26 protein-coding genes, 1 tRNA gene and 2 pseudogenes are annotated in these 24,831 nt (G+C 65.8%); 22 read left to right on the top strand and 7 right to left on the bottom strand.

Annotated elements, in window-relative coordinates; genetic code table 11:
* Positions 1-12: 12 nt before the first annotated feature.
* A complete protein-coding gene (locus Q8M13_RS08375) occupies positions 13-1,494 on the bottom strand; it encodes an AMP-binding protein (protein ID WP_305299336.1) in 1,482 nt (493 codons plus the stop codon).
* A gap of 196 nt (positions 1,495-1,690) precedes the next feature.
* Here Q8M13_RS08375 and Q8M13_RS08370 point away from each other — a divergent pair, with 196 nt between their 5' ends.
* The 11 genes and pseudogenes from Q8M13_RS08370 to Q8M13_RS08325 all read left to right on the top strand — a co-directional run bounded on the left by Q8M13_RS08370 (position 1,691) and on the right by Q8M13_RS08325 (position 8,947).
* Positions 1,691-3,238: a class I adenylate-forming enzyme family protein gene (locus Q8M13_RS08370; RefSeq protein ID WP_305299335.1), complete on the top strand. Its 1,548-nt coding sequence runs from the start codon at positions 1,691-1,693 to the stop codon at positions 3,236-3,238.
* Entirely contained in the window at positions 3,235-3,714 is a 480-nt protein-coding gene (rraA, locus tag Q8M13_RS08365; RefSeq protein WP_305299334.1) for a ribonuclease E activity regulator RraA, read from the top strand. The genes Q8M13_RS08370 and rraA overlap by 4 nt, the downstream gene beginning before the upstream one ends.
* 10 nt (positions 3,715-3,724) lie before the next feature.
* A complete protein-coding gene (locus Q8M13_RS08360) occupies positions 3,725-4,165 on the top strand; it encodes a PaaI family thioesterase (RefSeq protein ID WP_305299333.1) in 441 nt (146 codons plus the stop codon).
* A 100-nt stretch (positions 4,166-4,265) separates the two neighbouring features.
* Positions 4,266-4,355 (top strand) — tRNA-Ser (locus Q8M13_RS08355).
* A 171-nt stretch (positions 4,356-4,526) separates the two neighbouring features.
* On the top strand, positions 4,527-4,847 hold the full coding sequence (locus Q8M13_RS08350) for a multidrug efflux SMR transporter (RefSeq protein WP_305299332.1): 321 nt from the start codon (positions 4,527-4,529) through the stop codon (positions 4,845-4,847).
* Between the two features lie 89 nt (positions 4,848-4,936).
* On the top strand, positions 4,937-5,278 hold the full coding sequence (pth2, locus tag Q8M13_RS08345) for an aminoacyl-tRNA hydrolase (RefSeq protein WP_305299331.1): 342 nt from the start codon (positions 4,937-4,939) through the stop codon (positions 5,276-5,278).
* 4 nt (positions 5,279-5,282) lie between these two features.
* Entirely contained in the window at positions 5,283-5,546 is a 264-nt protein-coding gene (locus Q8M13_RS08340; protein ID WP_305299330.1) for a hypothetical protein, read from the top strand.
* A gap of 91 nt (positions 5,547-5,637) precedes the next feature.
* On the top strand, positions 5,638-7,260 hold the full coding sequence (locus tag Q8M13_RS08335; protein ID WP_305299329.1) for an amidohydrolase: 1,623 nt from the start codon (positions 5,638-5,640) through the stop codon (positions 7,258-7,260).
* A 152-nt stretch (positions 7,261-7,412) separates the two neighbouring features.
* Positions 7,413-8,447, top strand: a pseudogene (locus Q8M13_RS08330) (NF038122 family metalloprotease); the annotation flags it as partial.
* Between the two features lie 66 nt (positions 8,448-8,513).
* Positions 8,514-8,615: pseudogene (locus Q8M13_RS20990) on the top strand (PEPxxWA-CTERM sorting domain-containing protein); the annotation flags it as partial.
* Positions 8,616-8,689: 74 nt separating this feature from the next.
* Complete coding sequence (locus tag Q8M13_RS08325) at positions 8,690-8,947, top strand: hypothetical protein (RefSeq protein ID WP_305299327.1); 258 nt, start codon at positions 8,690-8,692, stop codon at positions 8,945-8,947.
* 129 nt (positions 8,948-9,076) lie between these two features.
* Here Q8M13_RS08325 and Q8M13_RS08320 read toward each other — a convergent pair whose 3' ends face one another.
* Both Q8M13_RS08320 and Q8M13_RS08315 read right to left on the bottom strand, forming a co-directional pair.
* Positions 9,077-10,255 (bottom strand): cystathionine gamma-synthase, encoded by a 1,179-nt coding sequence (locus Q8M13_RS08320; RefSeq protein WP_305299326.1) that lies wholly within the window; start codon positions 10,253-10,255, stop codon positions 9,077-9,079.
* Positions 10,252-11,646: a pyridoxal-phosphate dependent enzyme gene (locus Q8M13_RS08315; protein WP_305299325.1), complete on the bottom strand. Its 1,395-nt coding sequence runs from the start codon at positions 11,644-11,646 to the stop codon at positions 10,252-10,254. Before Q8M13_RS08315 ends, Q8M13_RS08320 begins: the two co-directional genes overlap by 4 nt.
* Before the next feature lie 203 nt (positions 11,647-11,849).
* Here Q8M13_RS08315 and ybaK point away from each other — a divergent pair, with 203 nt between their 5' ends.
* The 4 genes from ybaK to Q8M13_RS08295 all read left to right on the top strand — a co-directional run bounded on the left by ybaK (position 11,850) and on the right by Q8M13_RS08295 (position 16,607).
* Positions 11,850-12,320, top strand: coding sequence for a Cys-tRNA(Pro) deacylase (ybaK, locus tag Q8M13_RS08310; protein ID WP_305299324.1), 471 nt, complete (start codon positions 11,850-11,852; stop codon positions 12,318-12,320).
* 120 nt (positions 12,321-12,440) lie between these two features.
* On the top strand, positions 12,441-13,043 hold the full coding sequence (locus Q8M13_RS08305) for a TetR/AcrR family transcriptional regulator (RefSeq protein ID WP_305299323.1): 603 nt from the start codon (positions 12,441-12,443) through the stop codon (positions 13,041-13,043).
* A gap of 211 nt (positions 13,044-13,254) precedes the next feature.
* On the top strand, positions 13,255-15,798 hold the full coding sequence (locus Q8M13_RS08300; RefSeq protein WP_305299322.1) for a TonB-dependent receptor: 2,544 nt from the start codon (positions 13,255-13,257) through the stop codon (positions 15,796-15,798).
* A 92-nt stretch (positions 15,799-15,890) separates the two neighbouring features.
* Positions 15,891-16,607 carry a GDSL-type esterase/lipase family protein gene (locus Q8M13_RS08295; protein WP_305299321.1) on the top strand — a complete coding sequence of 239 codons (717 nt, stop codon included), beginning with the start codon at positions 15,891-15,893 and terminating at the stop codon, positions 16,605-16,607.
* Here the strand turns inward: Q8M13_RS08295 and Q8M13_RS08290 are convergent.
* Positions 16,604-17,071 (bottom strand): Dps family protein, encoded by a 468-nt coding sequence (locus Q8M13_RS08290; protein ID WP_305299320.1) that lies wholly within the window; start codon positions 17,069-17,071, stop codon positions 16,604-16,606. The genes Q8M13_RS08295 and Q8M13_RS08290 overlap by 4 nt on opposite strands.
* 16 nt (positions 17,072-17,087) lie before the next feature.
* On the bottom strand, positions 17,088-17,312 hold the full coding sequence (locus Q8M13_RS08285; RefSeq protein ID WP_305299319.1) for a DUF2061 domain-containing protein: 225 nt from the start codon (positions 17,310-17,312) through the stop codon (positions 17,088-17,090).
* Positions 17,313-17,492: 180 nt separating this feature from the next.
* Here Q8M13_RS08285 and Q8M13_RS08280 point away from each other — a divergent pair, with 180 nt between their 5' ends.
* The 7 genes from Q8M13_RS08280 to Q8M13_RS08250 all read left to right on the top strand — a co-directional run bounded on the left by Q8M13_RS08280 (position 17,493) and on the right by Q8M13_RS08250 (position 22,729).
* Entirely contained in the window at positions 17,493-18,767 is a 1,275-nt protein-coding gene (locus Q8M13_RS08280; protein WP_305299318.1) for an LLM class flavin-dependent oxidoreductase, read from the top strand.
* A gap of 14 nt (positions 18,768-18,781) precedes the next feature.
* The gene (locus Q8M13_RS08275; RefSeq protein WP_305299317.1) at positions 18,782-19,558 is read left to right on the top strand and encodes an alpha/beta fold hydrolase; all 777 of its coding nucleotides are present in this window, start codon (positions 18,782-18,784) and stop codon (positions 19,556-19,558) included.
* A gap of 59 nt (positions 19,559-19,617) precedes the next feature.
* Complete coding sequence (locus tag Q8M13_RS08270) at positions 19,618-19,932, top strand: GNAT family N-acetyltransferase (RefSeq protein ID WP_305299316.1); 315 nt, start codon at positions 19,618-19,620, stop codon at positions 19,930-19,932.
* Positions 19,933-19,963: 31 nt separating this feature from the next.
* The gene (locus tag Q8M13_RS08265) at positions 19,964-20,311 is read left to right on the top strand and encodes a cytochrome c5 family protein (protein ID WP_305299315.1); all 348 of its coding nucleotides are present in this window, start codon (positions 19,964-19,966) and stop codon (positions 20,309-20,311) included.
* Entirely contained in the window at positions 20,308-21,702 is a 1,395-nt protein-coding gene (locus tag Q8M13_RS08260; RefSeq protein WP_305299314.1) for a D-arabinono-1,4-lactone oxidase, read from the top strand. The genes Q8M13_RS08265 and Q8M13_RS08260 overlap by 4 nt, the downstream gene beginning before the upstream one ends.
* Positions 21,703-21,826: 124 nt before the next feature.
* Entirely contained in the window at positions 21,827-22,474 is a 648-nt protein-coding gene (locus Q8M13_RS08255; RefSeq protein WP_305299313.1) for a PEPxxWA-CTERM sorting domain-containing protein, read from the top strand.
* Between the two features lie 117 nt (positions 22,475-22,591).
* Positions 22,592-22,729 carry a hypothetical protein gene (locus tag Q8M13_RS08250; RefSeq protein ID WP_305299312.1) on the top strand — a complete coding sequence of 46 codons (138 nt, stop codon included), beginning with the start codon at positions 22,592-22,594 and terminating at the stop codon, positions 22,727-22,729.
* Here the strand turns inward: Q8M13_RS08250 and Q8M13_RS08245 are convergent.
* Both Q8M13_RS08245 and Q8M13_RS08240 read right to left on the bottom strand, forming a co-directional pair.
* Positions 22,719-23,789, bottom strand: a complete 1,071-nt coding sequence (locus Q8M13_RS08245; RefSeq protein ID WP_305299311.1) for a GDSL-type esterase/lipase family protein — start codon at positions 23,787-23,789, stop codon at positions 22,719-22,721. The two genes, Q8M13_RS08250 and Q8M13_RS08245, sit on opposite strands and share 11 nt — an antisense overlap.
* A gap of 42 nt (positions 23,790-23,831) precedes the next feature.
* Positions 23,832-24,782, bottom strand: coding sequence for a hypothetical protein (locus Q8M13_RS08240; protein ID WP_305299310.1), 951 nt, complete (start codon positions 24,780-24,782; stop codon positions 23,832-23,834).
* Positions 24,783-24,831: the final 49 nt, after the last annotated feature.

Below are 24,831 nucleotides of genomic sequence, written 5' to 3'. Positions count from 1 at the left end.
GACGAGGTTTTGTCAGGCCGGCTGCTGCGTCTTCATCTTGGCCAGCCGCTCGTCGCGCAGGGCGGTGCGGCGCACCTTGCCAGCGTCGTCGCGCAGCGGCTCATCGACGAATTCGTAGCTGCGCGGCTGCTTGTAGGTCACCAGTTGCTGGGCCAGGTGCGCCCGCAGCGAGGCCTCGTCGCGCGACCCCTTGGTCTGCACGATCGCGTGAATGAGATTGCCTAGGTCGTCGTCCGGGAAACCGATCACCGCGCAGGACTGCACCTCCGGATGCTCTTCGAGCGCCGCTTCGATCTCGGCGGGATAGACGTTGGAGCCGCCGACCAGGATCATGTCGGTGCGCCGGTCGGCTAGGTAGAGATAGCCGTCCTCGTCGAACCAGCCGATGTCGCCCAGGCTTTCCCAGCCGCCGGGCAGGGTCTTGGCCGTGGCGCCGAGATATTTGTACGAGGGCGGCGCGCCGTCTGGACGCCGCATATAGATCTCGCCGACTTCGCGCGGGGCCAGGGTCTGGCCGTCTTCGCCCACGGCGATCATCTCGCCGACCGTGACCTTGCCCACTGAGCCGCGATGCTCCAGCCACTCGGCGCCGGAGATCGTCGTCACCGCCTGGGCCTCGGTCCCGGCGTAGAGCTCCATGACCGTTTCAGCCCCCACCCAGTTGATGAAGGCCTCCTTCAGCCAGGCCGGGCAGGGCGCGGCCAGGTGCCAGAGCGTTTCCAGCGAGGAGAGGTCGTATTTGGCGCGGGTTTCCTCCGGAAGGTGCCAGATGCGGTTCATCATGGTCGGGACCAGATAGATCCAGCTCGCCTTGTGCTTCTCGATGGCGGCCAGGGTGGCCTCGGCTTCGAAGCGGGGCAGCAGCACCATGTGCGCGCCCTGGCTGAAGGCCGCCATCATCATGCCGAACCCGGCGTTGTGGTAGAGCGGAGCGGGCAGCAGGGCGATGGAGTTCTGCTTCAGGCGCCAGCCGCCGACCTCGGGGATGTCCTTGGTGCTGACCCCCGGCTGACCGGCCAGGATAAGCTTCGGGCGGCCGGTCGAGCCGCCGCTGGTCGGGGCTTTGGACACCGGCGCGGTGACGTCCGGGAGGTCGCTCTCGTCGTCCGACAGCGCCAGCAGGTCGTCGACCGACAGCAGCGGGCGGTCGATCTGGTGATCGAACTGGGCGATCACCACCGGCGTCTTCGCCAGCTCCATGATCGCCTCAAGCTCGCCCTTCGGCAGGCGGAACGAGATCGGCTGCGGCGTCGCCCCGACCTTCCACATGGCCCAGCAAGCGACCGCGAAGTCGGTCGAGTTCGGCAGGCCAAGCGTCACCAAGTCGCCCAGTTTCACGCCATGGGCCAGCAGGCCGCGCGCGGCGCGGTTGGTCAGCTTATGGAACTGCAAATAGGTGAGGGTCGTATCGCCGCAGCTCACCGCGGGGGCGTCGGGCTTGAGGTCGGCCAGCAATTTCAGCTTGGCCCCAAGCGAGATCATCTCGTCAGCCATAATGTGATTTCGTCCCAGGAATGCGGTGGGCTCTAGCGGCCCGTTGGTCTTCAATCTTCGTGCGCCGCCAAAATGCCGGAGCGGGCCTTCATACTTTCCCTCGGGTAAGCCCCCGGCGGCAAGCGGCGATTGCAGCCTCGGCGGATTCGGGGTTTAGGAACCCCAGCAGAATTCAAACAAGCATTTGGGAGCAAGCATGTCCGCGGAACAGATTCTCACCCAGGACTTCGGGACGCTCGCAGATGTCATCCGCGAACAGGCCAAGGACCTGGGCGCCCAGGCGGCCCTGGTGGACGCCAACCGCACGATCTCCTACGCTGAGCTCGATGAACTGATGGACCGCATCGCCGTGGCCCTGCAGCGCGACGGCCTGAAGACCGCCGACGTGGCCGCCGTCTGCGCCACCACCTCGGCCGAATATGGCGCGACTTTTTTCGGCATCCTGCGCGCCGGCGCGATCGTCGCCCCGCTGGCGCCGTCCTCGACGGCAGATAGCCTGGTCATGATGCTGAACGACTGCGGGGCGAAGGTCTTCTTCCTCGACGCCGGCGTCGCCAAGCAATTGGAAGGCGTCGCCGATCAGATCACCGCCAAGCGCGTGGCGCTCGACGGCTCATCGGCCGGCGTGCCCTTCGAGGAGTGGCTGGCGCCCAAGGGCTCCAAGCCCGAGCCGGTGACGATCGATCCCGACCAGGGCTTCAACATCATCTATTCGTCGGGCACGACCGGCGCGCCCAAGGGTATCGTCCAGCCGCACCGCATGCGCTGGGGCCAAATCCGTCGCGGCGCCTATCCGATGGGCGCGGTGACCATGGTGTCCACGCCGCTCTATTCCAACACCACGCTGGTCTCCTACCTGCCGACCATCTCCAACGGCGGCACCGCCGTGCTGATGCCGAAGTTCGACGCCGAGCAGTTCCTGAAGCTGTCGGAAAAGCACCGTGTCACCCACGCCATGCTGGTGCCGGTCCAGTATCGCCGGATCATGGAGCGGGCCGATTTCGACTCCTACGACCTCTCCAGCTTCCAGATGAAGTTCTCGACCAGCGCGCCCTTCTCACCGGAGATCAAGGCCGACGTGCTGAAGCGCTGGCCGGGCGGGCTGGTCGAATATTACGGCATGACCGAGGGCGGCGGCTCCTGCGGCCTGGTGGCCCACGAGCATCCCGACAAGCTGCACACCGTCGGGAAGCCACTGCCGGGCCACGACATCCGGCTGATCGATGAGGACGGCAAGGAGGTGGCTCAGGGCGAGATCGGCGAGGTCGTCGGCCGTTCCGGGGCGATGATGGTCGGCTACCACAACCAGCCGGGCAAGACCTCCGAAGCCGAGTGGTACAACCCCGAGGGTCTGCGCTTCATCCGCACCGGCGACGTCGGCCGCTTCGACGAGGACGGCTTCCTGACGCTCATGGACCGCAAGAAGGACATGATCATCTCGGGCGGCTTCAACATCTACCCGTCCGACCTGGAAGCTGAGATCGTCCTCCACGAGGCGGTGCTGGAAGCCGCCGTGGTCGGCGTGCTCTCCGACAAATGGGGCGAGACGCCGGTGGCGTTCGTAGCCCTGAAGCCTGGCCAGACGATCGCCCCGGACGCGCTCAAGGAATGGGTCAACGCCAAGCTCGGCAAGACCCAGCGTCTGGCGGACCTGCAACTGGTCGATCAACTGCCGCGCAGCCACATCGGCAAGGTGCTGAAGCGCGAACTGCGTGACGCCTACAAGGGAACCGCTACGGCATGAGCCAGATTTCCGTCGCCGACCTCTGCGATCAGCATGAGGGGACCATCGAGGTCTGTGAGACTCAGTTTCGCGACCTCGGCGGCAAGATCGCTTTCTCGGGGCCGATCCGCACCGTCCGCTGCCATGAGGACAATTCGGTGGTGAAGGCCACGCTGGCGACGCCCGGCCAGGGCTGCGTCCTGGTGGTCGACGGCGGGGGCTCGCTGCACCGCGCCCTGGTCGGCGACATGTTGGCCGCCGACGGGGTGAAGAACGGCTGGGCCGGCGTCGTGGTGTTCGGCGCGGTCCGCGACGCCGCGGTGCTCGCCACCCTCGATCTGGGCGTCAAGGCGCTGGGGACCAACCCCATGCGCAGCGTAAAGCGCGGCGACGGCGACCTCGACGTTCCGGTGGCGTTCGGCGGGGTGATCTTCACGCCCGGCGACACCCTGTTCGCCGACCAGGACGGCGTCGCGGTCCTGGCCGCAGACGCTTAAGGAAAAGCCGATGGCCGACGTCTTCCCCGAGCTGGGCGACAACCCGGTGCCTCAGCTCAACGCCATGCAGGAAGGCTTCCTGCCCGGCGAGCTTGGCCTGGAAGTGCTGGAGGCCCGCCAGGGCTATCTGCGCAGCCAGGTGAAGGTGACCAAGAAGCACATGGCGCCCAACGGCTTCATGCATGCGGCCAGCGTCATCGCCCTGCTGGATTCGGCCGCCGGCTACGGCTGCCGGATCTCGCTGCCGGAGGGCGGCGCCGGCTTCACCACCATTGAGCTGAAGAGCAATTTCCTCGGCACGGCGCGCGAAGGCGACACGGTTCTGTGCGAGGCGCGCCTCGCCCATGGCGGCCACATGACCCAGGTCTGGGACGCCGTCGCCACGCACCAGGAAACCGGCAAGACCATCGCCCTGTTTCGCTGCACCCAGATGGTCCTTTACCCGCGCTGAAAAGAACTGAAACACCCGCTTGATCTGGAGAGGCCGGATGAGTAGGTTCCGCGCCTCGCTCAGCGGGCCATCTTCTTCGGAAGGCCCGATTGTCGTCTCCGGAGAGGTGGCTGAGTGGTCGAAAGCACCGCACTCGAAATGCGGCGTACCTTTACGGGTACCGTGGGTTCGAATCCCACCCTCTCCGCCATAGACGCCCAAGGGTCTGACGTTCCTGACAAATTCTAGGTCGCGACCACGGGACGCGCCGGCTTGACGTTGAAGCTCAGGGCTCGTTGGCCTAAGTAAGCCGCGCGAGGACGTCCTCCCCCAACATGGGTAGAAACACCGGGACGGCCCGGCCCTTTACAGGAGGGCTGGCATGCCCTGGATTTTGCTTGTCTCGGCCGGAGTGCTCGAGATCGTCTGGGCCTATTTCATGAAGCAGTCGCAAGGCTTCACCCGTCTGGCGCCCACCGCCATCACTATCGTCACCATGATCGCCAGCTTCGGCCTGCTGTCGATGGCGATGCGGACCCTGCCGCTGGGCACGGCCTATACGATCTGGACCGGCATCGGCGCGGTGGGGGCGTTCGTGGTCGGCGTCGTCGTGTTGGGCGAGCAGCTCAGCCTCATGCGGGTGCTGGCCGCCGTGCTCATCGTTTCGGGCCTGGTGATGATGAAGCTGTCGTCCTCGCACTGAGGGGCTAGCCGGGCCGCCCTGCGCCAAATCGGCGGCCCGGCTGATCGCGCCTCTTGCAGGCCGGGCCGCTGGCCGGGCATGGGAGGGGCATGAAGCAAGTCATCGTGGTCAATCAGGCGCTGAACCTGCCGCCAGGCAAGCTTGCGGCCCAGGTGGCCCATGCCGCCGTCGGCGGGCTGTTGCGCGCGCCGCGCGAGCAGCAGATCGGCTGGCTCGATGTCGGCATGCCCAAGGTCGTGCTGCGTTGCGAGTCCGAGGCCGCTCTGCTGGCGCTGGCTGACGAGGCCGAGGCGGCCGGTCTGCCGGTGATGTTGATCCGCGACGCCGGCCGCACGGTGGTGGAGGCCGGCACGCCTACCTGCGTCGGCATCGGGCCGGCCGATATTCTCAAGATCGACGCGATCACCGGTACGTTGAAGTTGGTGAGGTAAGGACATGGTCCATTCGACAAAGCGCGGCACCGGCATCATCGGCACGGTCGAAAAGCCCCTGGAAGCCGTGACCTTCGAGGCTTCGATCGAGCACAGCGCCACGGCCCTGCTCAGCTTCATCGGCAAGATCCGCGCGGTCAGCGGCGCCAGCTTCGCCGACTATGTCGGTCAGAACATGGTGCTGGAAATCGACGGCGGGCCCGCACTGGGCGTGGTGATCGTCCACATCGAGGGCGACGATGCGGTGATCAATCTCTCGCCACGCTAGAGCTTAGGCGCAGGCGGCGGCGAAAAACGCTTTTCCGACGGCGCCAATTCATGGCCCCTTGTCGCCTAGTGAAGTGACGGGGGGATTGGTGATGGTTTTGAAGTTCCTGGCGGCCATGTCTGTGGCCAGCCTGATGTGCGCGGTCGCGCCTGCGGCCCTGGCTCAGAGCTATTCGGCCTCCGCCGTCACAGCCCTCAAGGCTCGCGCCGAGGCCGGCGTCGAGGCGCGGGCAAAGCTGGCCCAGCAGATGAACGACTCGATCTTCTCGTTCGGCGAGCTGGCGTTCCAGGAGGTCGAGACCTCCAAATACGTCACCGATGTGCTGGAGAAGAACGGCTTCACCATCCAGCGCGGCGTCGCCGGCCTGCCGACCGGCTGGACCGCGACCTGGACCCATGGCTCGGGCGGCCCCGTCATCGTGCTGGGCAGCGACATCGACGGCATTCCGAAAGCTTCGCAAAAGCCAGGCGTGCCCTGGCACGATCCGCTGATCGAGGGCGCGCCGGGACATGGCGAGGGGCACAATTCGGGTCAGGCCCTGAACGTCGTCGCCGCCCTGGCGGTCAAGGAGATCATGGAGAAGGAGAACATCTTCGGGACCCTGATGCTGTGGCCGGGGGTGGCCGAGGAGCTGCTGGGCGGCAAGGCCTACATGGTTCGCGATGGCGTGTTCAAAGGCGCCGACGTGGCGATCTTCACCCATGTCGGCTCCAATCTCGCCACCGCATGGGGCCAGCCGCGCGGCACTGGCCTGGTCTCGGTGGAGTACAGCTTCAAGGGCGCCTCGGCGCACTCGGCCGGCGCGCCGTGGCGCGGGCGCAGCGCGCTGGATGCGGTCGAGCTGATGAACATGGGTTGGAACATGCGCCGCGAGCATCTGCGGCCCGAGCAGCGCTCCCACTACGTCATCACCGACGGCGGCGACCAGCCCAACGTCGTGCCATCGGCGGCGAGCGTCTGGTACTATTTCCGCGAACAGTCCTTCGACGGCATCAAGAAGAGCTACGACACCGGCAATACCATTGCCGAGGCTGCGGCCAAGATGACCGATACGACCGTGACCCACCGGGTGCTCGGCTCGGCAGCTCCCCAGCACTTCAACCGTCCGCTGGCCGAGGCCGCCAAGGCCAATATCGACAAGGTCGGTCTGCCGAAGTGGAGCGCCGACGAGCAGGCGTTCGCCAAGGCGGTGCAGAAGAACCTCGGCGCGCCCGAAAAGGGGCTGGCGACCCAGCTCGACAAACTGGCCACCCCGGTCGAGAAGCCGGAAAGCGGCGGCTCGGACGACATCGGCGACATCTCGTGGACCCTGCCGACGGTGTCCATCTACTACCCGTCGAACATTCCCGAACTGCCGGGGCACCACTGGTCGAACGCTATCTCCATGGCCACGCCGGTGGCCCACCAGGGCGTGGTCGCCGGCTCCAAGGTGGTGGCGATGACCATGATGGATGTGCTGACCCGCCCAGACCTGCGCACGCAGGCCAAGGACTACTTCGTGAAGGTCCAGACCAAGGACCAGAAGTACGTGCCGATGCTGGCCGCGACCGACAAGCCGCCGATCGAGATCAACACCGAGGTGATGGCCAAGTACCGGCCCGAGATGCGCAAATACTATTACGATCAGGACCGTTACCCGACTTATCTTGAGCAACTCGGGATCAAGTGGCCGCCCACGCAGTTGTCACCGCCAGCAGGCAAGGCGATAGACTGAATGTGCGAGGCTTGAGCAAAACAATAAGCTCTACAATAGAATATCGTTGAGGCTCAACTTGGGGTGTGTGACGGTTACCGCAGATTAACCATCGCAGGGGGCGGCGGGTGTTTCGCGGGTCTCGCTGCGTCAGTGAACCGCGGAGTGACCTGATGAGGAAGGCCCTAGTTTCGACGACCGCCGCCCTGGCGATCGTGGCGTTCTCGACACCGGCCCTGGCGGCCAAGATCGTGCTCAACGACGTGGGCGGGGTGGAGGCCGGCAGCGAGGCCTATACCGGCTTCAGCATCGCGGCTGACTTCTGGGGCCGGCGCCTCACAAACAACGTCACGATCAATCTCGATGTGGGGTTCAAGCAGCTCGGCGACCGGATCCTGGGGCAGACGTCGAGTAGCTCCTCCGTCGTGCCCATCGAGATCGTGCAGGGCCAGATCGCCGCGGTCGGCAATTCGCAGATCGACGCCATCGCCGCCGCCAATCTGCCGGGGCTGCGCCCGGTGGCGGGGGACTATGGCGCGCTCGACGTCATCACTTCGGGCTACAAGCTGCCGAGCGGAGAGGGTGTCGACACTCGCGTCCGCGTGCTCGACAGCGATCTCAGCGGCAACAACGCCTATCTGGACGCCAACAACGCCAATCTGAAAGCCCTGGGCTTCACCGGCTTTGGCGATGCGGCCGACGGCTCCATCGAGTTCAGCAATCAGTACAAGTTCGACTTCAATCCAGGCGACGGGATCGCTTCGGACTCCATCGACTTCATCAGCGTCGCCATCCACGAGATCGGCCATGCGTTGGGCTTCGTTAGCGGCGTGGACATCTACGATATCCTCGGCGCGCCGAAAGGGCCGCTGGCCGAGGATCCCGATTTCGCCCTGCTGAACCTGAACGACTACGCCGTCGCTTCGGTGCTGGACCTCTATCGCTACAGCGACAATCCCGAGGGGCTCGGGGACGGCGGGGTGATGCTGGACTGGTCGGTCGGCGGCAATCCGTTCTTCTCGATCGACGGCCAGAATCCCTACCAGGCGGGGTACTTCTCGACTGGCGACTACAATGGCGACGCGAACCAGGCCTCGCACTGGAAGGACAACATCTCGGGGTTCGCCTCCCTGGGCATGATGGACCCCACTGTGGCCTATGGGCAGATGGGGCGAGTGACGTCGCTGGACCTGGCGGCGTTCGACGCGATGGGCTGGAACCTGGACTATGACGCCTACAACTCGGGCCGGGCCTTCACCACCAAGGAGATCTATCTCGCCGCGGTGCCCGAACCGGCGACCTGGGCCATGCTGATCGCTGGCTTCTTCGCCACCGGCGGGGCGATACGCCGCCGCCGCGGCGCAGCGTTCGCCTGATCGCGAGGCGGCCGTATCGGCGCATTTCCGCCACGAGCCGCCGTCAGGCTCCGCCCACTTAACGGAGGACACCTATGCGTTTCACCAGCCTCTTCATCGCCGCCGGCGTCGTTCTGGCCGGCTCGGCCACCATGGCCACCGCCGCCGAAGGCCGCTTCATCCACCCTGCCGACACCAGCAAGGATGACCGTATCAGCAAGGCCGAGTGGGTCGCCTACAAGCTGCCCGCCGCCGACTTCGCGAGCGCCGACAAGAACAAGGACGGCCTGATCGACGGTCCGGAATTCGTCGCCTGGGACACCGCACAGAAGGCCAAGCACGCCGGGCATTGACGCCCACCTCGTCTTCCTCCGGTCAGCCGAAGGCTGGTCCGGGGGGCCCAAGCTGAGTCGCCAAACTTGCCAAGCCGCTTGGGTCCCTCGGATGGTCTTCTAGACGACCGGAGGATGACGAGACGATGATCAGGCCAGCGCCTGTTCCAGGTCGGAGATCAGGTCGTCGGCGTCCTCGATCCCCACCGACAGGCGGATCAGGCTGTCGGCTATGCCGATACGGTTGCGGGTCTCGGCCGGGATCGAGGCGTGGGTCATGATCGCTGGATGCTCGATCAGGCTTTCCACCCCCCCCAGACTTTCGGCCAGGGTGAACAGCCGGGTGCGTTCCAGCATTCGCCGCGTGCCCGCCAGATCGCGATCAAGCACCGCGGAGATCATCCCGCCGAAACCCCCGGTCATCTGTTGGCGCGCCAGGTCGTGCTGGGGATGGCTGGGCAGGCCCGGATAAATCACCTGGATGATGTCGGACCGGCTCTCCAGCCAGCGGGCGATTTTCAGGCCGTTCTCGCAATGACGCTGCATGCGCAGGGCCAGGGTCTTCACACCGCGCAGGGCCAGGAACGAGTCGAACGGCGAGGCCACGGCCCCGACAGCGTTCTGGAGGAAGCCCACCGTCTCGGCGAGCTCGGCGTTCTGTCCCACCACCAGGGCGCCGCCGACGATGTCTGAGTGGCCGGAGATATATTTGGTGGTCGAATGCATCACCAGATCGAAGCCGAACTCCAGCGGTCGCTGGCAGTAGGGGCTGGCGAAGGTGTTGTCGGCGGCCGCCAGCAGGCCGTGTCGCCCGGCCAGTTCGGCGATGGCCGCCAGATCGGCCAGGCGGAGCAGCGGATTGGTCGGCGTCTCCACCCAGATCAGCTTGGTGTTGGGCCTGATCGCCGCCTCGATGGCGGCCAGGTCGGCCATGTCCACGAAGCTGAACTCCAGCCCGGCCGAGCGTCGCCTCACCTTGTCGAACAGCCGGAACGAGCCGCCATAGAGGTCCTCGCTGGCGATCACATGGTCACCGGCGTCCAGCACTTCCAGGAAGGTCGAGATCGCCGCCAGGCCGGAAGCGAAGGCATAGCCCCGCGTGCCGCTTTCCAGATCGGCGATCGCGCGTTCGAAGGCGAAGCGGGTGGGGTTCTGGCTGCGGGAATACTCGAACCCCGTGTGCTCGCCAGGGCTCGTCTGGGCATAGGTCGAGGTGGCGTAGATCGGGGTGATCACCGCCCCGGTGGTGGGGTCTGGCCATTGGCCGCCGTGGATTGTCCGCGTGGAGAATTCCAGGCGGTTCTTTCCTGTGGGGGTCTCGTCGGTCACGCTGCGCGCCTGAGATAGTTGATGAGGTCGATGCGGGTGATCAGTCCGACGAATTCGCGGCCATCCAGGACGATGGCCACCTGATCCTTCTCGAAGACCGGCAGCAGGGCGTCCAGCGGATCGCCGGCCTGCAGGGTGTCCAGCTTGGCGGTCATGGCGGTGGCGACGCTCTGGGCGAAGCGCTTGTCGGGCTTGGAGTCCTCAACGGCGTCCAGCAGATCGCTCTCGTCGATCAAGCCGATCAACCGCCCGCCATCCAGCACCGGCAGCTGGCTGACATCTGCCTGCCGCATGCGGTTATAGGCGGTCAGTAAGGTGTCGTCGGGACCGACCGTGACCGCGCCGCCATCGGCGGGCGAGCGGGCGATCAGGTCGCGCAGGTCGCCGTGCAGATTGCGCTGAGTCAGGCCCTGCTCGACCAGCCAGCTGTCATTATAGACCTTGGACAGGTACTTGGCGCCGGTGTCGCAGACCAGGGTGACCACCCGCTGCGGCTCCGTCTGTTCGCGACAGTAGCGCAGCGCCCCGGCCAGCAGCGTGCCCGATGAAGAGCCACCTAAAATGCCGGCCTTGGTCAGCAGTTCGCGCGCCGCGCCGATGCTCTCGGCGTCGGGGATCGTATAGGCCTTTGAAACCAGCGAGAGGTCGCAATTGGTCGGTACGAAGTCCTCGCCGATGCCTTCCACCACCCAGGATCCGGGCTCGATCAGTTCGCCGGTGTTGACCAGGGGCGCCAGGATCGACCCCTGCGGGTCGGCCAGCACCATCCTGGTCTTGGGCGAGGCCTCCGCGAAATAGCGACCCAGGCCGGTCAGCGTGCCCCCCGATCCGACCCCGACCACCACGGCGTCCAGGTCGCCTTCCATCTGCTCGAGGATTTCCGGTCCGGTGGTGGTCTGGTGCGCCTTCGGATTGGCCGGGTTGGCGAACTGATTGATGAAGATGGCGCCGGGAATTCCGGCCGCCAGCCGCTGGGCCATGTCCTGATAGTATTCCGGGTGGCCCTTGCCGACGTCGGAGCGGGTGATGCGGACATCGACGCCCATGGCCCGCAGGTGCTGGATCTTCTCGCGGCTCATCTTGTCGGGCACCACCAGCAGGATCTTGTACCCCTTCAGCACGCCCACCTGCGCCAGGCCCAGGCCGGTGTTGCCGGCCGTCGCCTCGACAATGGTCCCGCCGGGCGGCAACGAGCCGTCAGCCTCGGCCGCCTCGATCATTGAGCGGGCGATCCGGTCCTTGATCGAGCCGCCGGGATTGGCGCTTTCCAGTTTAACGAACAATCGGCAGGGCCCGGTGTCGAACCCGAACAACTCCACCATCGGCGTGCGGCCGATCAGGTCCAGGGCGGAGGTGGCCGGCGGCGGGAGCGGCAGGTCGGAGTTTGGCATCGGTGGCGGCTCCATGTGGTGGAGGGCGATGGGCGGTCGCAGACGGAAACGCCTGGGGTCGGTTTCCGCGCCATGCTGCAAAACATATGGGCGAATTTTCTGACCCGCATAGACACAACGACGTTCTTGGATCGCCAGGGCGGCGTGGCCGCGCAAACGGCGCCCGGCTTGGCGCAGCTTCGAGCGCGGGCTAGATCGGGACCATGGCCAAGACGACCCCTGCGACGCTGGCCCTCGACAAGGCCAGCGTCGCCTACGAATTGCATACCTACGACTACGACCCCGATGCGCCGCGCGTCGGGCTTCAGGCGGCCGAAAGCCTGGGCGTTTCGCCCGACCAGGTATTGAAGACCCTGATGGCGCAGGTCGACGGCAAGCCGGTGTGCGCGGTGCTGGCGTCCGACCAGGAGGTGGCGATGAAGAAGCTGGCCGCCGCGGTCGGCGGCAAGACCGCCCAGATGATGAAGCCCGCCGACGCCGAGCGAATTACGGGCTATCGGGTCGGCGGGGTCAGCCCGTTCGGTCAGAAGAAGGTCGTCCCGACCGTAATCGACGAGGCCGCCCTGGCCCACGAGCGGGTCTTCATCAACGGCGGTCAGCGGGGGCTGCAAGCCCGCCTCGCGCCCGCCGACCTGGTGCTCGCTCTGCACGCGAAGGTCGTCGCCCTGACCTGATAGCCATTGCGTCGGGCGGCTTATCCAGCGTTAAGTTAGCAATGATAACTTTGGTCGGTCTGCGAGGTTGATCCCCACCATGTATGGGGCTGCAACAGCATCGTTGAGTGGGGCTGCGTCTTGACGCCGGCCACGGCCGAGCGCCGCCGCAACTACCATGTCGGCAATGTTCGCGGACAACTCCTGGCTGCGGCCCGTGACATCCTTCACGAAAGCGGCCGGAGCGGTCTGTCCCTGCGCGCCATCGCCGACCGCGCCGGTGTCGCGCCCGGTACGGTCTATTACCACTACGCCGACAAGGCGGCCTTGCTGTCGGGGCTGGCGATCGATGGGTTCCGCCAACTCGGCGATGCCATGCGCGAGGCCTATGACGCCGGCCCGGCGGATGGCGGCCTGCGTACGACCGGCATGGCCTATCTGAATTTCCTGCGCGAGAAGCCCGAGCTCTATGAACTGGCGTACGAGGCCCTCGACGCCGGTCGCCGCGAGGATGTGACCGCCGCCGAGGCCGAAGCCTTCGCCGTTTTGCGCCAGGCGATCATGGCGGAGTTCGCCGCCGTTCACCCGCCGGAGGTGGCGCACAAGATCGCCGAGGCGATCTGGGCCTGGGGTCGCGGCATCGCCGTTGTGGCGCTTTCACGCGGCGCGCCGGGCCATGGACCCAAGGATGAGGCCGTTGAATCAGCGGTTCGCGGCCTGGAGGCTCTAATTCTCCGTCGCTAGGATAATTGGCCAATTGCTCAATCGTCCTGTGTTTTCCTCACCTTAGCCTTTTCGCCCCTGATGGCGACCGCGACCCTTACGCCACAAGGGGCGGTAAAGTGGCTCGGTCCGGCTTTTTCATCTATTCGAACGCCGTTCGAGACATCCAGCTTTGATCATCAAGTACACACGACGGGTGACATAACGCCCGCGTCTGGCTGGGAGGTAAAACATGATCCAACCCCTGCGTTTGCGCAGTATTTTCGTTATGGGCGCGTCCGTCGCCGCCCTTTCCGCGGCCGCCGCGCCTGCCCTAGCGCAGGACTCCTTCACAATCGAAGAGCTTGTCGTCACCGCTGAAAAGCGGGAGCAGAGCCTTCAGGACGTGCCGGTCGCCGTCACCGCGTTCACCAGCGAAAAGCGCGACCTTCTGGGCGTCGCCACCGTTGAAGATCTGGCGCGCGTCACGCCTAGCGTCGCCTACACCAACAACGACCGTCTCTCGATCCGCGGCTTTGGCCGTCTGACCAACGCCATCGGCACCGACCCCAGCGTCGCGCTCTATTCGGATGGCATCTTCTCCAACTCGATGGCCGACTCCTCGACGCCGTCGCTGTTCATCGAGCGGACGGAAATCCTGCGCGGCCCGCAAGGCACGCTTTACGGCCGTAACTCGATCGGCGGCGCGCTGAACATCATCGGCAAGCGTCCGACCGACGAGTTCGACGCCGAGGTTCGCGCCGCGGTCGGCAACTATGGCGCCCACCGTTTCGACGCCATGATCCGCGGCCCGATCACCGAGGGCCTGCGCTATCTGGTCGGCGGTTCGGTTGAACGCCGCGACCAAGGCTTCATCAAGAACGAAGGCCCCGGCGGCGACACCGGCGGCCTCGAGCGCTACACCCTCGAAGCTCAGATCGAGGCGGACCTGGGTGAAAACATCACCGCCCGCCTGCGCTATACGAAGTTCGATTGGGACGACAGCTACGGCGTCGGCAACATCTTCGAGAGCGTGATCACGCCGTACGACACCGTGTCGGCGACCGGTCTCGGCAACTCGGCGCTCTATTACAACCCGACCAACGGCTATGGCGGGGTGAACCCATCCGTCGCTGATCCCTATCGGATCAACATGGACCAGACGATGGAGGGCAAGCTCTCCAACCACAACCGTCTGCACTTCGACATGACCTGGGACCTGGGCTTCGCCACCCTGAAGTACCTGGCCGGCTACCAGTCCTACAGCTACCAGACCAATGGGGACGAGGACCGCTCGTCTCGCCAGGGCCTGTTCAGCATCAACGCCGCGACCCCGTTCGGCGCCTACACCGCGCTGGGCGTCTCGCCGAACGAACGCTTCTTCTACACCGAGAACCAGAAGTGGTGGTCGAACGAGATCAACCTGTCGTCCAACTCGGATGGCCCGCTCCAATGGATCGCCGGCCTCTATCAATATCATCAGCAGTACAGCCAGCCGCAGGGCCTGCGCGTTCTGGGCGATGCTTCGATGCTCGCCCCGATCAGCCTGGCGACCGGCACGGCCGCCGCTGCTAACCCGAACGGCAACTACCTGTTCGTGGACGGCACCCTGGAAGTGAACTCCTACGCCGCCTTCGGTCAGATCGACTGGGAATTCGCGGAGAACTTCACCCTCACCGCCGGTCTGCGCTACTCGACCGACGAAAAAGAGGGCACCGACTCGGCTCGCTATGTGTCGCGTAGCCCGACCACCACCACCCTGCTGCGCCAGTTCGCCAACATCCCGCAGGCGGTTGGCCAAGGCATCGCGGTCGACTTCACCACCTTCGTCATCTGCGGCGTGGCGACCCTGGCCGATTGCCAGAAGAACCCCGCCTACGCCAACCTGCGCGCCGGCCAGAACGGCACGCTCACCCGCGACCTGAAGGCCGACTACGACGCTTGGACCGGCACTTTGGGCGTGCAGTGGCAGCCGAGCGGCGACACCAACGCCTACGCCCGCTACAGCCGCGGCTACAAGTCGGGTGGTTGGTTGGCCTCGAACGGCCTGACGCCGCAGCCCTACGCCGATCCGGAATATGTCGATAACTACGAAATCGGCTTGAAGCAGACCATGCTGGACGGCCGTCTGCAGGTGAACTCGGCGATCTTCTACGCTGACTACAAGGGCTTCCAGGCCCCGATCAGCGTGATCCTGAACGCCGCGACCGGTTCGACCGGCACGCAGTTCCTGAACCTCGACGCCCGCAACTGGGGTGTCGAACTCGAAGCTCAGTGGGCGCCGATCGACAACCTGCTGATCTTCGGCAGCTACGCCTACCTGAACGCCGAGATCAAAGAAGGTTGCTGCTTCGTCGACACCAACGACCCGCGCGCGGTGCGCCCGGGCGCCAATCCGGTCGGCCCGGTCGGCCCGGCTCGCCTGCAAGACCTGGTGGGTAACCGTCTGCCGATGACGCCCGAAAACAAGATCAACCTGGGCGCCAACTACACGTTCAACTTCTCGCCCGGCAGCCTGACGCTCGGCGCCACCTACACCTATACCGACGATCAACAGACCTCGATCTTCAGCCAGGCGAACTACACCGCCCCGTCGAACGAGATCGTCGATCTCCGCGCGCTCTGGAAGGACGCCGGCGATCGCTACACAATCATCGGCTTCGTGAAGAACGTCACCGACGAAGTCGCCTATCAGAGCTCCAGCCCGTCGGCTCTGACCGCGAACGACACCTATCGTCGGACCGTGAAGCTGAACTTCCCGCGCACCTACGGCGTGGAATTCCAATACCGCTTCTAAGGGCGACAGCTCTTTGATCGGAGAGGCGCCGCGGGAGACCGCGGCGCCTTTTTCGTTTTTGAAGGCCTGTCTCTGGCCACCCCGAGGACACGATGCTCAATCGCCTTGCCGCTATCTCCGCCGCCTTGCTTGTCGCGGTCGCCGCGCCGGCCGCCGCCATGGCTCAACAATCGTCGGCGGCCCCACCTCAACCCGCCGGACCCGAGCGCTTGGCGCCTGAGATCGAGGCTTTCGCGGCCCAGGACCGGGCCACGCCCCCCGAGCGATGCAAGGTGGTCTTCACCGGATCATCGTCGGTGCGGTTCTGGAGCACGCTGGCCGAGGACATGGCCCCGATCCCCGTCATCAATCGCGGCTTTGGCGGCTCGCAGATCTCGGATGTGAACTTCTACTTCGACCGGGTGGTCGGCCCGTATCATCCGCGGGCGATCTTCTTCTACGCTGGCGAAAACGACCTGCATGCGGGCAAGGCGGGCTCTGATGTAGTCGTCGACTTCGAACGGTTCATGACCCTGAAGACCGCCAAGCTCGGCGCGACTCCGGTCTATTTCATCTCGCTCAAGCCGTCGAAGGCGCGCTGGGCCCAGAAGACCGACCAGGACGCCGTCAACGCCAAGATCCGCGCCATGGCGTCAACCCGCGCGGACCTGGACTATGTGGATGTGGTCCCGACCATGTTGCAGGCCGATGGGACCCCAAAGGACATCTTCATCGCCGACGGCCTGCACATGACCTCGGCTGGCTACGCGCTTTGGACCGCCGTCGTGCGCCCGGTGGCGGAGACGGCGGCCAAGACGCCCTGCGCCTAGCCCAGCGAAGAGCGCAGCATCCAGACGTGCTTCTCGTGAGCGGTCAGGCGATCTGAAATCAGGCTCGCGCTGACTTCGTCGCCGGCTTCCTGCGCCGCCGGCAGGCTGGCGTAGAGCGTGGCGATCAGGGTCTCGTGGCTCTCGATCAGGTCCTTGAGCATGGCCTCGGCGTTCTTCGACGGATCGCCGTCCTTGATCGCCGACAGATTGCCAAAGGCGCCGTAGCCCTGCGGCGCAAGTTCGCCCAGGGCGCGGATGCGTTCGGCGACTTCGTCGATGGCCGTCCACATCTCGGTGTACTGGGCCATGAACAGTGAATGGAGCTGGGAGAAGTTCGGGCCCCGAACGTTCCAATGGTAGCCATGGGTCTTCAGATAGACCGCGTAGCTGTCAGCCAGCAGCTTCGACAGGCCTTCAGCAACCGCCTTGCGGTCCTTGGCGCTGGGTCCGGCGTTCACGCTCATCTCATAGCTCCCATTCTTAAGCTTCGACGCCCGCCAAACGAGCGTCCTTGGGCGAAGTTCCCTTGGCTTCGATTCGCGCCCAGGCGCGTTCGTGCAGCGCGAAGGCGATGGTCTGGAAGATCGGCTCGATCATCCCGATCGCCAAGGCCGCACGCCAGTCGCGAGTTAGCGCGTAGGCCACGGTGATGGCCACCACAAGGTGCATCATACTGTAGCTAAACGTCTTCTTGGCGGTGTGCATCGTGTGTCACCTAGTTGCGATTGATTATCAATATATCCTCGTGACGACTGATGGGAAGGGTCTTCTCGATCAGATTTTCTTTGGGTGGTCTCGCCGCCGCTTATCGCTTGGCGCCGGAGGCATTTGGCTTATCGTCGTTCACCTGACCGCCCGATAGAGGCGGCATGGGAGGAGCAAGCGATGAAGTTCACCTGGTTCAACCTGATGCCATGGCCGTATCTGCCGGATGATTTCCGGGAGAAGAACCGGTCGGTCTGGGTCGATATCGACCAGCGATTGTTCGACCCGGCCAAGAGCCACGAGGTCTACAACACCTATATGGACCTGCTCGAATACGCCGACACGCTCGGCTTCGACGGGGTCGGGGTGAACGAGCACCACCAGAACGGCTACGGCATCATGCCCAGCCCCAACATCATCGCCGCCGGCCTGGCGCGTCGCACCAAGAACGCCGCCATCGTCGTGCTGGGCAACTCCATCGCGCTCTACAATCCGCCGGTCCGCGTGGCCGAGGAATTCGCCATGCTGGACTGCATTTCCGGCGGGCGGCTGGTGGCGGGCTTCCCGGTCGGGACCTCGATGGACACCAACTATTGCTATGGCCAGATCCCATCCCTGACCCGCGAGAAGTATCAGGAAGCCCACGACCTGATCATCAAGGCCTGGACCACGCGCGATCCGTTCGCCTGGAACGGGCGCTACAACAAGCTGCGGCACGTCAACATCTGGCCGCGGCCGATCCAGCAGCCCCATCCCCCGGTGCTTATCCCCGGCGGCGGTTCGGTCGAGACCTACGACTTCTGCATCGACAACACCTATTCGTACTCCTACCTCAGCTTCTCGGGCTACCTGCGGGCCAAGGCGCTGATGCAGGGATATTGGGACCGGGTCGAGGAGCGCGGCGCGCCTGACAAGTCGCCCTATCGCGCCGGTTTCGCCCAGACCATCCTGGTGGCCGAGACCGACGAGGAAGCTGAGCGGCTCTATTCCGAACACGTCAGCTATTTCTACAATCGCTGCCTACACGTCTATCCGGGCTTCGCCGACGCGCCGGGCTACCGGACCATCAAGACCATCCAGTCCGGCGCGCTCTCGCAATACGCTCCGCCCAAGGGCGGCGGCTACACCGAGCTGACCTGGAAGGATCTGGTCGAGCAGGGGCACATCATCGCCGGCAGCCCCGAAACCGTCCGTCAACGGATGGAAGACCTGATCAAGGGCCTGAACGTCGGCAACATCTTCTGCCTGATGCATGTGGGGAACATGCCGGCCGACAAGTGCATGTACTCGACCCGGCTGTTCGCCGAGAAGGTGATGCCCAAGCTGCGCAACATGTTCCCGGACTTCGCCGACGACGACCGGTTCTGGGCCAAGCCGCTGGAGAACCGGGTGACGTCCGGTTCGCTGCCGGGCGAGTTCCCGACCAGCGCCTCGCTCGCCAAGACCTACGCGTAAGGGGAGGGGGAAACATGGAACTGAAAACCGTCCAGACCCGTCACGTCCCGGTCCGCTACTTCGAAGGCGGGACCGGTCCCGACCTAGTCTATCTGCACGGCGCTGGGGGCGTCACGGCGGAGGATCCGTTCCTCGCCGCCCTGGCCGCAAACCATCATGTCTACGCGCCGCTGATCCCAGGCTATGGGGACAGCGAGGAAGCGCCGACCATCCGCGACATGCTGGATTTCACCCTCCACACCTGGGACGTGATCGAGGCGCTGGGCTTGAAGGATCCGATCCTTGTCGGTCACTCGATGGGCGGCATGATAGCCGCCGAGATGGCGGCCGTGGCCCCGAACGACGTCTCACGGCTGGCGCTGATTTGCCCGGCCGGCCTTTGGGACGACGATCATCCGATCGCCGACATCTTCTCACTGCTGCCGTTCGAAATGCCGCAAATCCTGTTCCACGACGCGGTGGCCGGCGCGGCGATGATGACGGCGGGCCGCAATGTCGAGGACCCGAACTTCCTGCAGACGTACCTCGTCAATAACGCCCGACAGCTCGGCATGGCCGGCCGCATCCTGTTCCCGATCCCGGAGCGCGGACTGGTCGACCGGCTCTACCGGGTCAAGGCCAAGACCGTGATCGTCTGGGGCGACAGCGACCGGCTCGTGCCGCCCTTCTACGCGCACGGCTTCAAGAAGGGGATCGCCGGCTCTGAACTGGTTTCAATTCCCGAGGCCGGTCACATGGTCATCGTCGAGAAGACGCCGGCCGTGGTCGAGGCGATCGGGCGGCTGGGATGAGGTTTGCGCTTCGCCGTCCCGCGTGATGTCCTGAGCCTCAGTGAAAAAGGAGCTTCGGCATGGCCGGGACGGATGACCTTGAGGTCGTGAACAACGAGGCCGACGGGCGCTTTGAGGTGCGGGTGGGCGACGACGTCGCCTATGCGGAGTACCGGTTGCTGAAGACCGGCATTCTGTTCCCGCACACCGAGGTCCCCACTGCCTTTGAGGGCAAGGGCGTCGGCGGCAAGCTGGTCCGGGCCGCCATGGCGTTCGCGCGTGAGCGGGGAGAGAAGGTGATCCCGACCTGCCCGTTTGTGGCCGGGTTCATCACCCGCCACCCGGAGTATCACGACCTGGTGCATCCAGATTATCGGGCGGCGCTACGCATATAAAAGACGACGAAGCCGCCTTGGGGGAGGACGCTTGAAACACTTTGTCTCGCTGGCCGTAGCCAGCCTGATCCTTGCCGCCTGCGCGCCGCAGGCGGGGCCGCCGGCCGATCCGGCCAGTCTCGCGCCCGCCGATCCGCGCCTGGCCGAACTCTATGCCGGTTCCTGCAAGGCCTGCCATGTCGTCGCCGATTCCGGCGCCCCGCTGGTGCATGACGCCAAGGCCTGGGCTCCGCGTTGGAAACAAGGCGAGGCGGTGCTGCTCGATCACGTGGTCCAGGGCTACAAGGCCATGCCCGCCATGGGTCAATGCGCGTCCTGCACCCCCGATGATTTCAAGGCCCTGACCCGCTTCATGGCCGGCAAGGAGGGGCAGCAATGATCTCGCGTCGGACAGCTCTGGTCGCCGGTGGCGCCGGCGTCATCGCCGCGGCGGGCGGCGGGGTCTATCTCGCCAGCCGAGACAAGCCTGAGCCACCGGCGCCGCCCAGCGTCGATGGCCAGAACCATCTGTTGTGGCGCAACTGGTCGGGCATCGCCTACGCCTATCCCGCCGTGCGCAGCGCGCCGCGCGACGAGGCTGGCGTGGCTGGCGTGTTGCAGACCTCCAAGGCCCCGGTCCGGGTCGCCGGCGCGGGTCATTCCTTCACCGCCCTGGTGCCCACCAACGGCACCTTGATGACCTTGGACAATGTCGCCGGGGTGTCCGACTGGCAGGGTGACGAGGCGGTGGTCTGGGCTGGAACTCGGCTGGGCGTTCTTGGCCCGGCCCTGGCTGAGCGCGGCCGCGCCATGGCCAATCTACCCGACATCAACAAGCAGTCGCTGGGCGGCTGCCTGGGCACCGCCACCCATGGGACGGGCGCGACGATCCAGGCGATCCACGGCGACGTCACCGCCCTGCGGCTGGCCACTGTCTCTGGCGAGGTCATCGAGTGCGATGCGAGCCAGAACCCCGACATCTTCCAGGCCGCGCGGGTTTCGCTCGGCGCGCTCGGCGTCATCACCCAGGCGCGCCTGAAGACCATCGCCAACCGCAACCTGCATCGCCGAGTCTGGGTCGAACCCTTCGAGGAGACCCTGGCGAAGGCCGAGGAGCGCTGGGCCAAGCACCGGAATTTCGAATTCTACGCCGTGCCGTTCACCGGCCTGGCCGCCAACATCTCGCATGACGAGACCGACGCCCCGGCCAAGCCGCGGGGTCCCGACACCGACAGCGCCTTCCTGGAGGTGTTGAAGCAACTGCGAAACCTGACCAGGTTCTCCGCGCCGCTGCGCAAGTCCGCCGCCCAGGCGCTGCTGGGTTCGGCCGAGCCGGAGGAGGCCATCGACCAGGGCTGGAAACTGCTCTCGACCGAGCGTCCCGTGCGCTTCAACGAGATGGAATATCACCTCCCGCTCGAGAATCACCTGACCGCGCTGAAGGAGGTCGTGGCGACCATCGAGGCCAAGCGCCCCGACGTATTCTTCCCGATCGAGATTCGGCGCATCGCCGCCGACGATGTCTGGCTTTCACCGTTCCAGGGCGGTCCGCGCGGGTCGGTCGCCGTCCATTGCCACTACAAGGATGACTACGACTTCCTGTTCGAACTCATCCAGCCGATTTTCCTGAAGTATGGCGGCCGCCCGCATTGGGGGAAGCTGCACAGCCTGAAGGCGCGCGAACTGGCGCTGCTCTATCCCAACTGGAACGACTTCCTGGAGGTCCGTCGGCGCCTCGACCCCGATGGACGCCTGCTGAACCCCTATCTGAAGGAATTGTTTGGCGTTTGAGGGCGGTTTCTTCGCGCGCCGGGTGAAACTAGGGGCGCGTGGGCGGACTTTGCGTCCGCTCCTTCCGCGCGCCCGTAACCCCAACGGCCAGTGATTTGCCGGCCGGTTTCATCGGGGTCTCACAATGAAGTCGATACTCGCCGCCGCCGCCTTGGCGTTGGCCACCGCATCGTCGGCCAACGCCGCGACGCTCTTTCAATCCATTCCCGACCTGACGGCTGTGCCCGTCCAGGCCAGCTATTGCAGCAGTTGCAACGCGTTGCTGCCGTTCCGGATTTACGACACCTTCGAACTGGCCGCGGATTCCACCATCAATTCGGTGACCTTCGCCATCGACACCCGCTTCTCGCCGGGAGGCTCGACCAATGTCGGGTTCTTCAATCTGAATGGGGCTTTGCCGGGGACCGCGATCGCCGACTTCACCATTAGCGCGGCCAATTATTTGCTGACCGACACCCAGACCGATTTCATCAAGCTGGTGACCTTCGACATCGGCGCCTTGGCCCTCGACGCCGGCAGCTACGACATCAGCTTCTACAACCCGAACGGTCTTGGAATTCCCGCCTACGCCGACCCGGGCGGCAAGCTCTATCATCAGGGGAATTTCTTCCAGCCTAGCCAGTTCTATGACGGCCGTTCGGCGAGTTTCTCGCTCGGCGGCGTCTCGGCGGTTCCGGAACCGGCGGCCTGGGCGATGATGATCGTCGGCTTTGGCGTGACCGGAGGCGCCATCCGGGTCACCCGTCGCCGGACCCTGGTCGCCCTCGCCTAGGGGCGGGACTGCGACTCGGCGCGAGGGCATCTGCGCCCCTCGCGCTGAGTTTCGCCGGAACTGTGCTAAGGTGCCGAAATGAACGAAAAAACAGTCGAGAAGCCTGCCGCCGCCCCCATGTCCGCTCTTCGTCACCGTCCCGGTGGCTTCGCCAATGCGAACCTGAACAACAGAGGCGGCATCCACCGCAGCGAGAAGGCCGCCTCTGCGCGGTCGGCCGCGAAGTCCAAGCCCTGGTCGGGCGCTAAGCCCTGATCAGGGGCTGATCGCCTGATAGCATCAGGGCGTTGAAGCGCTCGCCCATCAGCCGATAGCCTTCGGTGTTCGGGTGCAGGTCGTCGGGCAGCATATGCGCGTCGGCCGCCCCGAACAGCGACAGTCCGTCCAGGTATCGGATCGCGGCGTCGCCGGCCGCCACCCGTGCGGCGACCACGTCCTGCAACAACTGCCGCATCCGCACCAGCGAGGGACCGCCTAGCGAGCCTTCATCCTCCCGGCCCGGGGAGTAGATCGGCGAGGCCACGACCAGCGGCGTCGTCTTGTGCCGCTCTCGGATGATCGAGATCATCGCGTGAGCCGAATCCGGGAAGGTCCGTTCCCGCAGTTGCCCGCCATCGAACACATTGATCCCCAGCTTCAGCACGATGGCGTCCGCCCGGGTGTCGCGGATGATGCGGGCGGCTTGGCCCGAGAGCAGGCATGAGCCGGCCCAGCCAAGATTGAGATGATCAAAGCCGGCCAAGCGGGCGGCGACCGCCGGCCAGCCGTTGCTGGCGCCTTCGGCCTCCATGCAGTGGGTGATCGAACTGCCGTGGAAGAGGATGCGCGGGCGCGGATCGGCGGCCGATGTCGCGCTCGCGCCGTCGTCCAGCTCCAGGCCGGTGATCGATACCGTCGCTGATTGCGGCAGCCAGAGTTCGACGACCTTTTCGCCGGCCGGCAGATCCTGGAAGTCGATCGCGAAGGCCTCGTCGCCCTCCAGCGTGCCGCTCTCCAGATTGATCACCGCGACGCCGGTCCCATGCGAGCGGCCGAACAGCCGCCCGTCGACATAGAGGTCATACGCGCCGCGTTGTTCATCGCCCGCCGGCTGCGCCAGTAGTCGCTGGGTGGCGGTCAGCCGAAGGCTGCGCGAGGTGGTCGACAGCCGCACGCGGCAGGCCGCGGCGCAGGACCCGACCCAACGGTTGAACGGATCGTAGAAGCCAAGCTCGGCGACTGGCAACCGCAGCGGCTGTAGCGAGTCCTTTCGCCGGCGCACATCGACCTGGCCCGTCAACAACGGTTCGATCTCGTCCAAGGACAAGGACTTCATGCGCGCCTCCCAGCTCTCGCCAGGACCTTTGTAGGGGCGACCTTAGTTCGGGTGAAGGGCGATTGGCGCGTCGGGATCGGTCGGCATGGCGGGACGAGGGGTGAAAGACGGCTCGGTGGTGCTCGGGGGCGGCGCCGCCGTGGCTTGGACCGGTGCGGGCGATGGCGCGGGCGTCGGCGCCGGAACGTCCAGTCGCGGTGTAGTGACCGCGGCCGGTTTGGCTACGGGCTTGGGCGCCTCGCGACGAGGGGCGGGGGCGACAGACGCAACCACCTTTTCGGGCGGCGCGGCGCGCGGCAAGGGCGGGGGTTCCGCCGCAGCCTGGACCGGCGCCTCGACGGCTGCCGGCAGCGGCTCGGACACGACGGGCGCGACGGTCGGCGGCGGAGCCGCTGCGACGGGGGCCGGCGCATCCTTGCTGGTCAGCATGAAGAAAGCCGCCAGGCCGGCCAGGGCGGCGAGACCCACACCGAAGCCGACGATCATCGGCGTGCGCGAGGTCTTGGCGGGGCCTCTGGCGGCGACCCGGATGGGCGCAAGCTCAGGCTCGGGTGTGGCTACAGGAGCAGGCGCGGGCGCTGGAGCTGGAGCCGGCGCAGCGGGGCGCGCCGTGAGGGGTGCGGGCGCCATGGCGGGCGTAGGGGTGGCCGTCGGCCCCGCCGGGCGCGGAGCGGGCGCGCCCTGCATCGGACGCGTCGCCAACGGCGTCAGCGGGCGCGCGCCCGGCATCGGCCGGGTGGCCAGGGGCCTCGGCGCCGCGCCCTGCGGCGTCAGCGATCCGCCACTGAGGATACCGGTCGGCCGCGTCGGTGCGGTGGAGAACGATTTGGACGGCGGCTTCGGCGGCTCAGGGGGCGGCTCGGGCGCCGGTTGCGGCTCCGCGCCTTCGGTGGACTTGGGCAGCGGGCCAATCCGCATCCGCCCCTGGGACGGCAAACGTCCCCAGGGGCTTGAGCGCGTGAACGGATTATTGTCCCAATCGGGCGGCTGCATCGGTGATCTCCAGCGCCGGTCGGTTGGCGCCGCGCGACTTTAGTCCAGA

Origin of the sequence: Phenylobacterium sp. (genome assembly GCF_030681155.1) — a bacterium.
Classification (GTDB): domain Bacteria; phylum Pseudomonadota; class Alphaproteobacteria; order Caulobacterales; family Caulobacteraceae; genus Phenylobacterium.
This window is presented reverse-complemented; position numbering and strand designations above follow the sequence as displayed.

Excerpts from the sequence above, each read along its gene's own strand:
- Q8M13_RS08335 (WP_305299329.1), top strand. The coding sequence starts at position 5,638 with ATGGTTTTGAAGTTCCTGGCGGCCATGTCTGTGGCCAGCCTGATGTGC.
- pth2 (WP_305299331.1), top strand. The coding sequence starts at position 4,937 with ATGAAGCAAGTCATCGTGGTCAATCAGGCGCTGAACCTGCCGCCAGGC.
- Q8M13_RS08350 (WP_305299332.1), top strand. The coding sequence starts at position 4,527 with ATGCCCTGGATTTTGCTTGTCTCGGCCGGAGTGCTCGAGATCGTCTGG.
- Q8M13_RS08315 (WP_305299325.1), bottom strand. The coding sequence starts at position 11,646 with ATGCCAAACTCCGACCTGCCGCTCCCGCCGCCGGCCACCTCCGCCCTG.
- Q8M13_RS08240 (WP_305299310.1), bottom strand. The coding sequence starts at position 24,782 with ATGCAGCCGCCCGATTGGGACAATAATCCGTTCACGCGCTCAAGCCCC.
- Q8M13_RS08275 (WP_305299317.1), top strand. The coding sequence starts at position 18,782 with ATGGAACTGAAAACCGTCCAGACCCGTCACGTCCCGGTCCGCTACTTC.
- Q8M13_RS08340 (WP_305299330.1), top strand. The coding sequence starts at position 5,283 with ATGGTCCATTCGACAAAGCGCGGCACCGGCATCATCGGCACGGTCGAA.
- rraA (WP_305299334.1), top strand. The coding sequence starts at position 3,235 with ATGAGCCAGATTTCCGTCGCCGACCTCTGCGATCAGCATGAGGGGACC.
- Q8M13_RS08325 (WP_305299327.1), top strand. The coding sequence starts at position 8,690 with ATGCGTTTCACCAGCCTCTTCATCGCCGCCGGCGTCGTTCTGGCCGGC.
- Q8M13_RS08250 (WP_305299312.1), top strand. The coding sequence starts at position 22,592 with ATGTCCGCTCTTCGTCACCGTCCCGGTGGCTTCGCCAATGCGAACCTG.
- Q8M13_RS08280 (WP_305299318.1), top strand. The coding sequence starts at position 17,493 with ATGAAGTTCACCTGGTTCAACCTGATGCCATGGCCGTATCTGCCGGAT.
- Q8M13_RS08290 (WP_305299320.1), bottom strand. The coding sequence starts at position 17,071 with ATGAGCGTGAACGCCGGACCCAGCGCCAAGGACCGCAAGGCGGTTGCT.
- Q8M13_RS08370 (WP_305299335.1), top strand. The coding sequence starts at position 1,691 with ATGTCCGCGGAACAGATTCTCACCCAGGACTTCGGGACGCTCGCAGAT.
- Q8M13_RS08375 (WP_305299336.1), bottom strand. The coding sequence starts at position 1,494 with ATGGCTGACGAGATGATCTCGCTTGGGGCCAAGCTGAAATTGCTGGCC.
- Q8M13_RS08270 (WP_305299316.1), top strand. The coding sequence starts at position 19,618 with ATGGCCGGGACGGATGACCTTGAGGTCGTGAACAACGAGGCCGACGGG.
- Q8M13_RS08245 (WP_305299311.1), bottom strand. The coding sequence starts at position 23,789 with ATGAAGTCCTTGTCCTTGGACGAGATCGAACCGTTGTTGACGGGCCAG.
- ybaK (WP_305299324.1), top strand. The coding sequence starts at position 11,850 with ATGGCCAAGACGACCCCTGCGACGCTGGCCCTCGACAAGGCCAGCGTC.
- Q8M13_RS08295 (WP_305299321.1), top strand. The coding sequence starts at position 15,891 with ATGCTCAATCGCCTTGCCGCTATCTCCGCCGCCTTGCTTGTCGCGGTC.
- Q8M13_RS08300 (WP_305299322.1), top strand. The coding sequence starts at position 13,255 with ATGATCCAACCCCTGCGTTTGCGCAGTATTTTCGTTATGGGCGCGTCC.
- Q8M13_RS08360 (WP_305299333.1), top strand. The coding sequence starts at position 3,725 with ATGGCCGACGTCTTCCCCGAGCTGGGCGACAACCCGGTGCCTCAGCTC.
- Q8M13_RS08255 (WP_305299313.1), top strand. The coding sequence starts at position 21,827 with ATGAAGTCGATACTCGCCGCCGCCGCCTTGGCGTTGGCCACCGCATCG.
- Q8M13_RS08260 (WP_305299314.1), top strand. The coding sequence starts at position 20,308 with ATGATCTCGCGTCGGACAGCTCTGGTCGCCGGTGGCGCCGGCGTCATC.
- Q8M13_RS08285 (WP_305299319.1), bottom strand. The coding sequence starts at position 17,312 with ATGCACACCGCCAAGAAGACGTTTAGCTACAGTATGATGCACCTTGTG.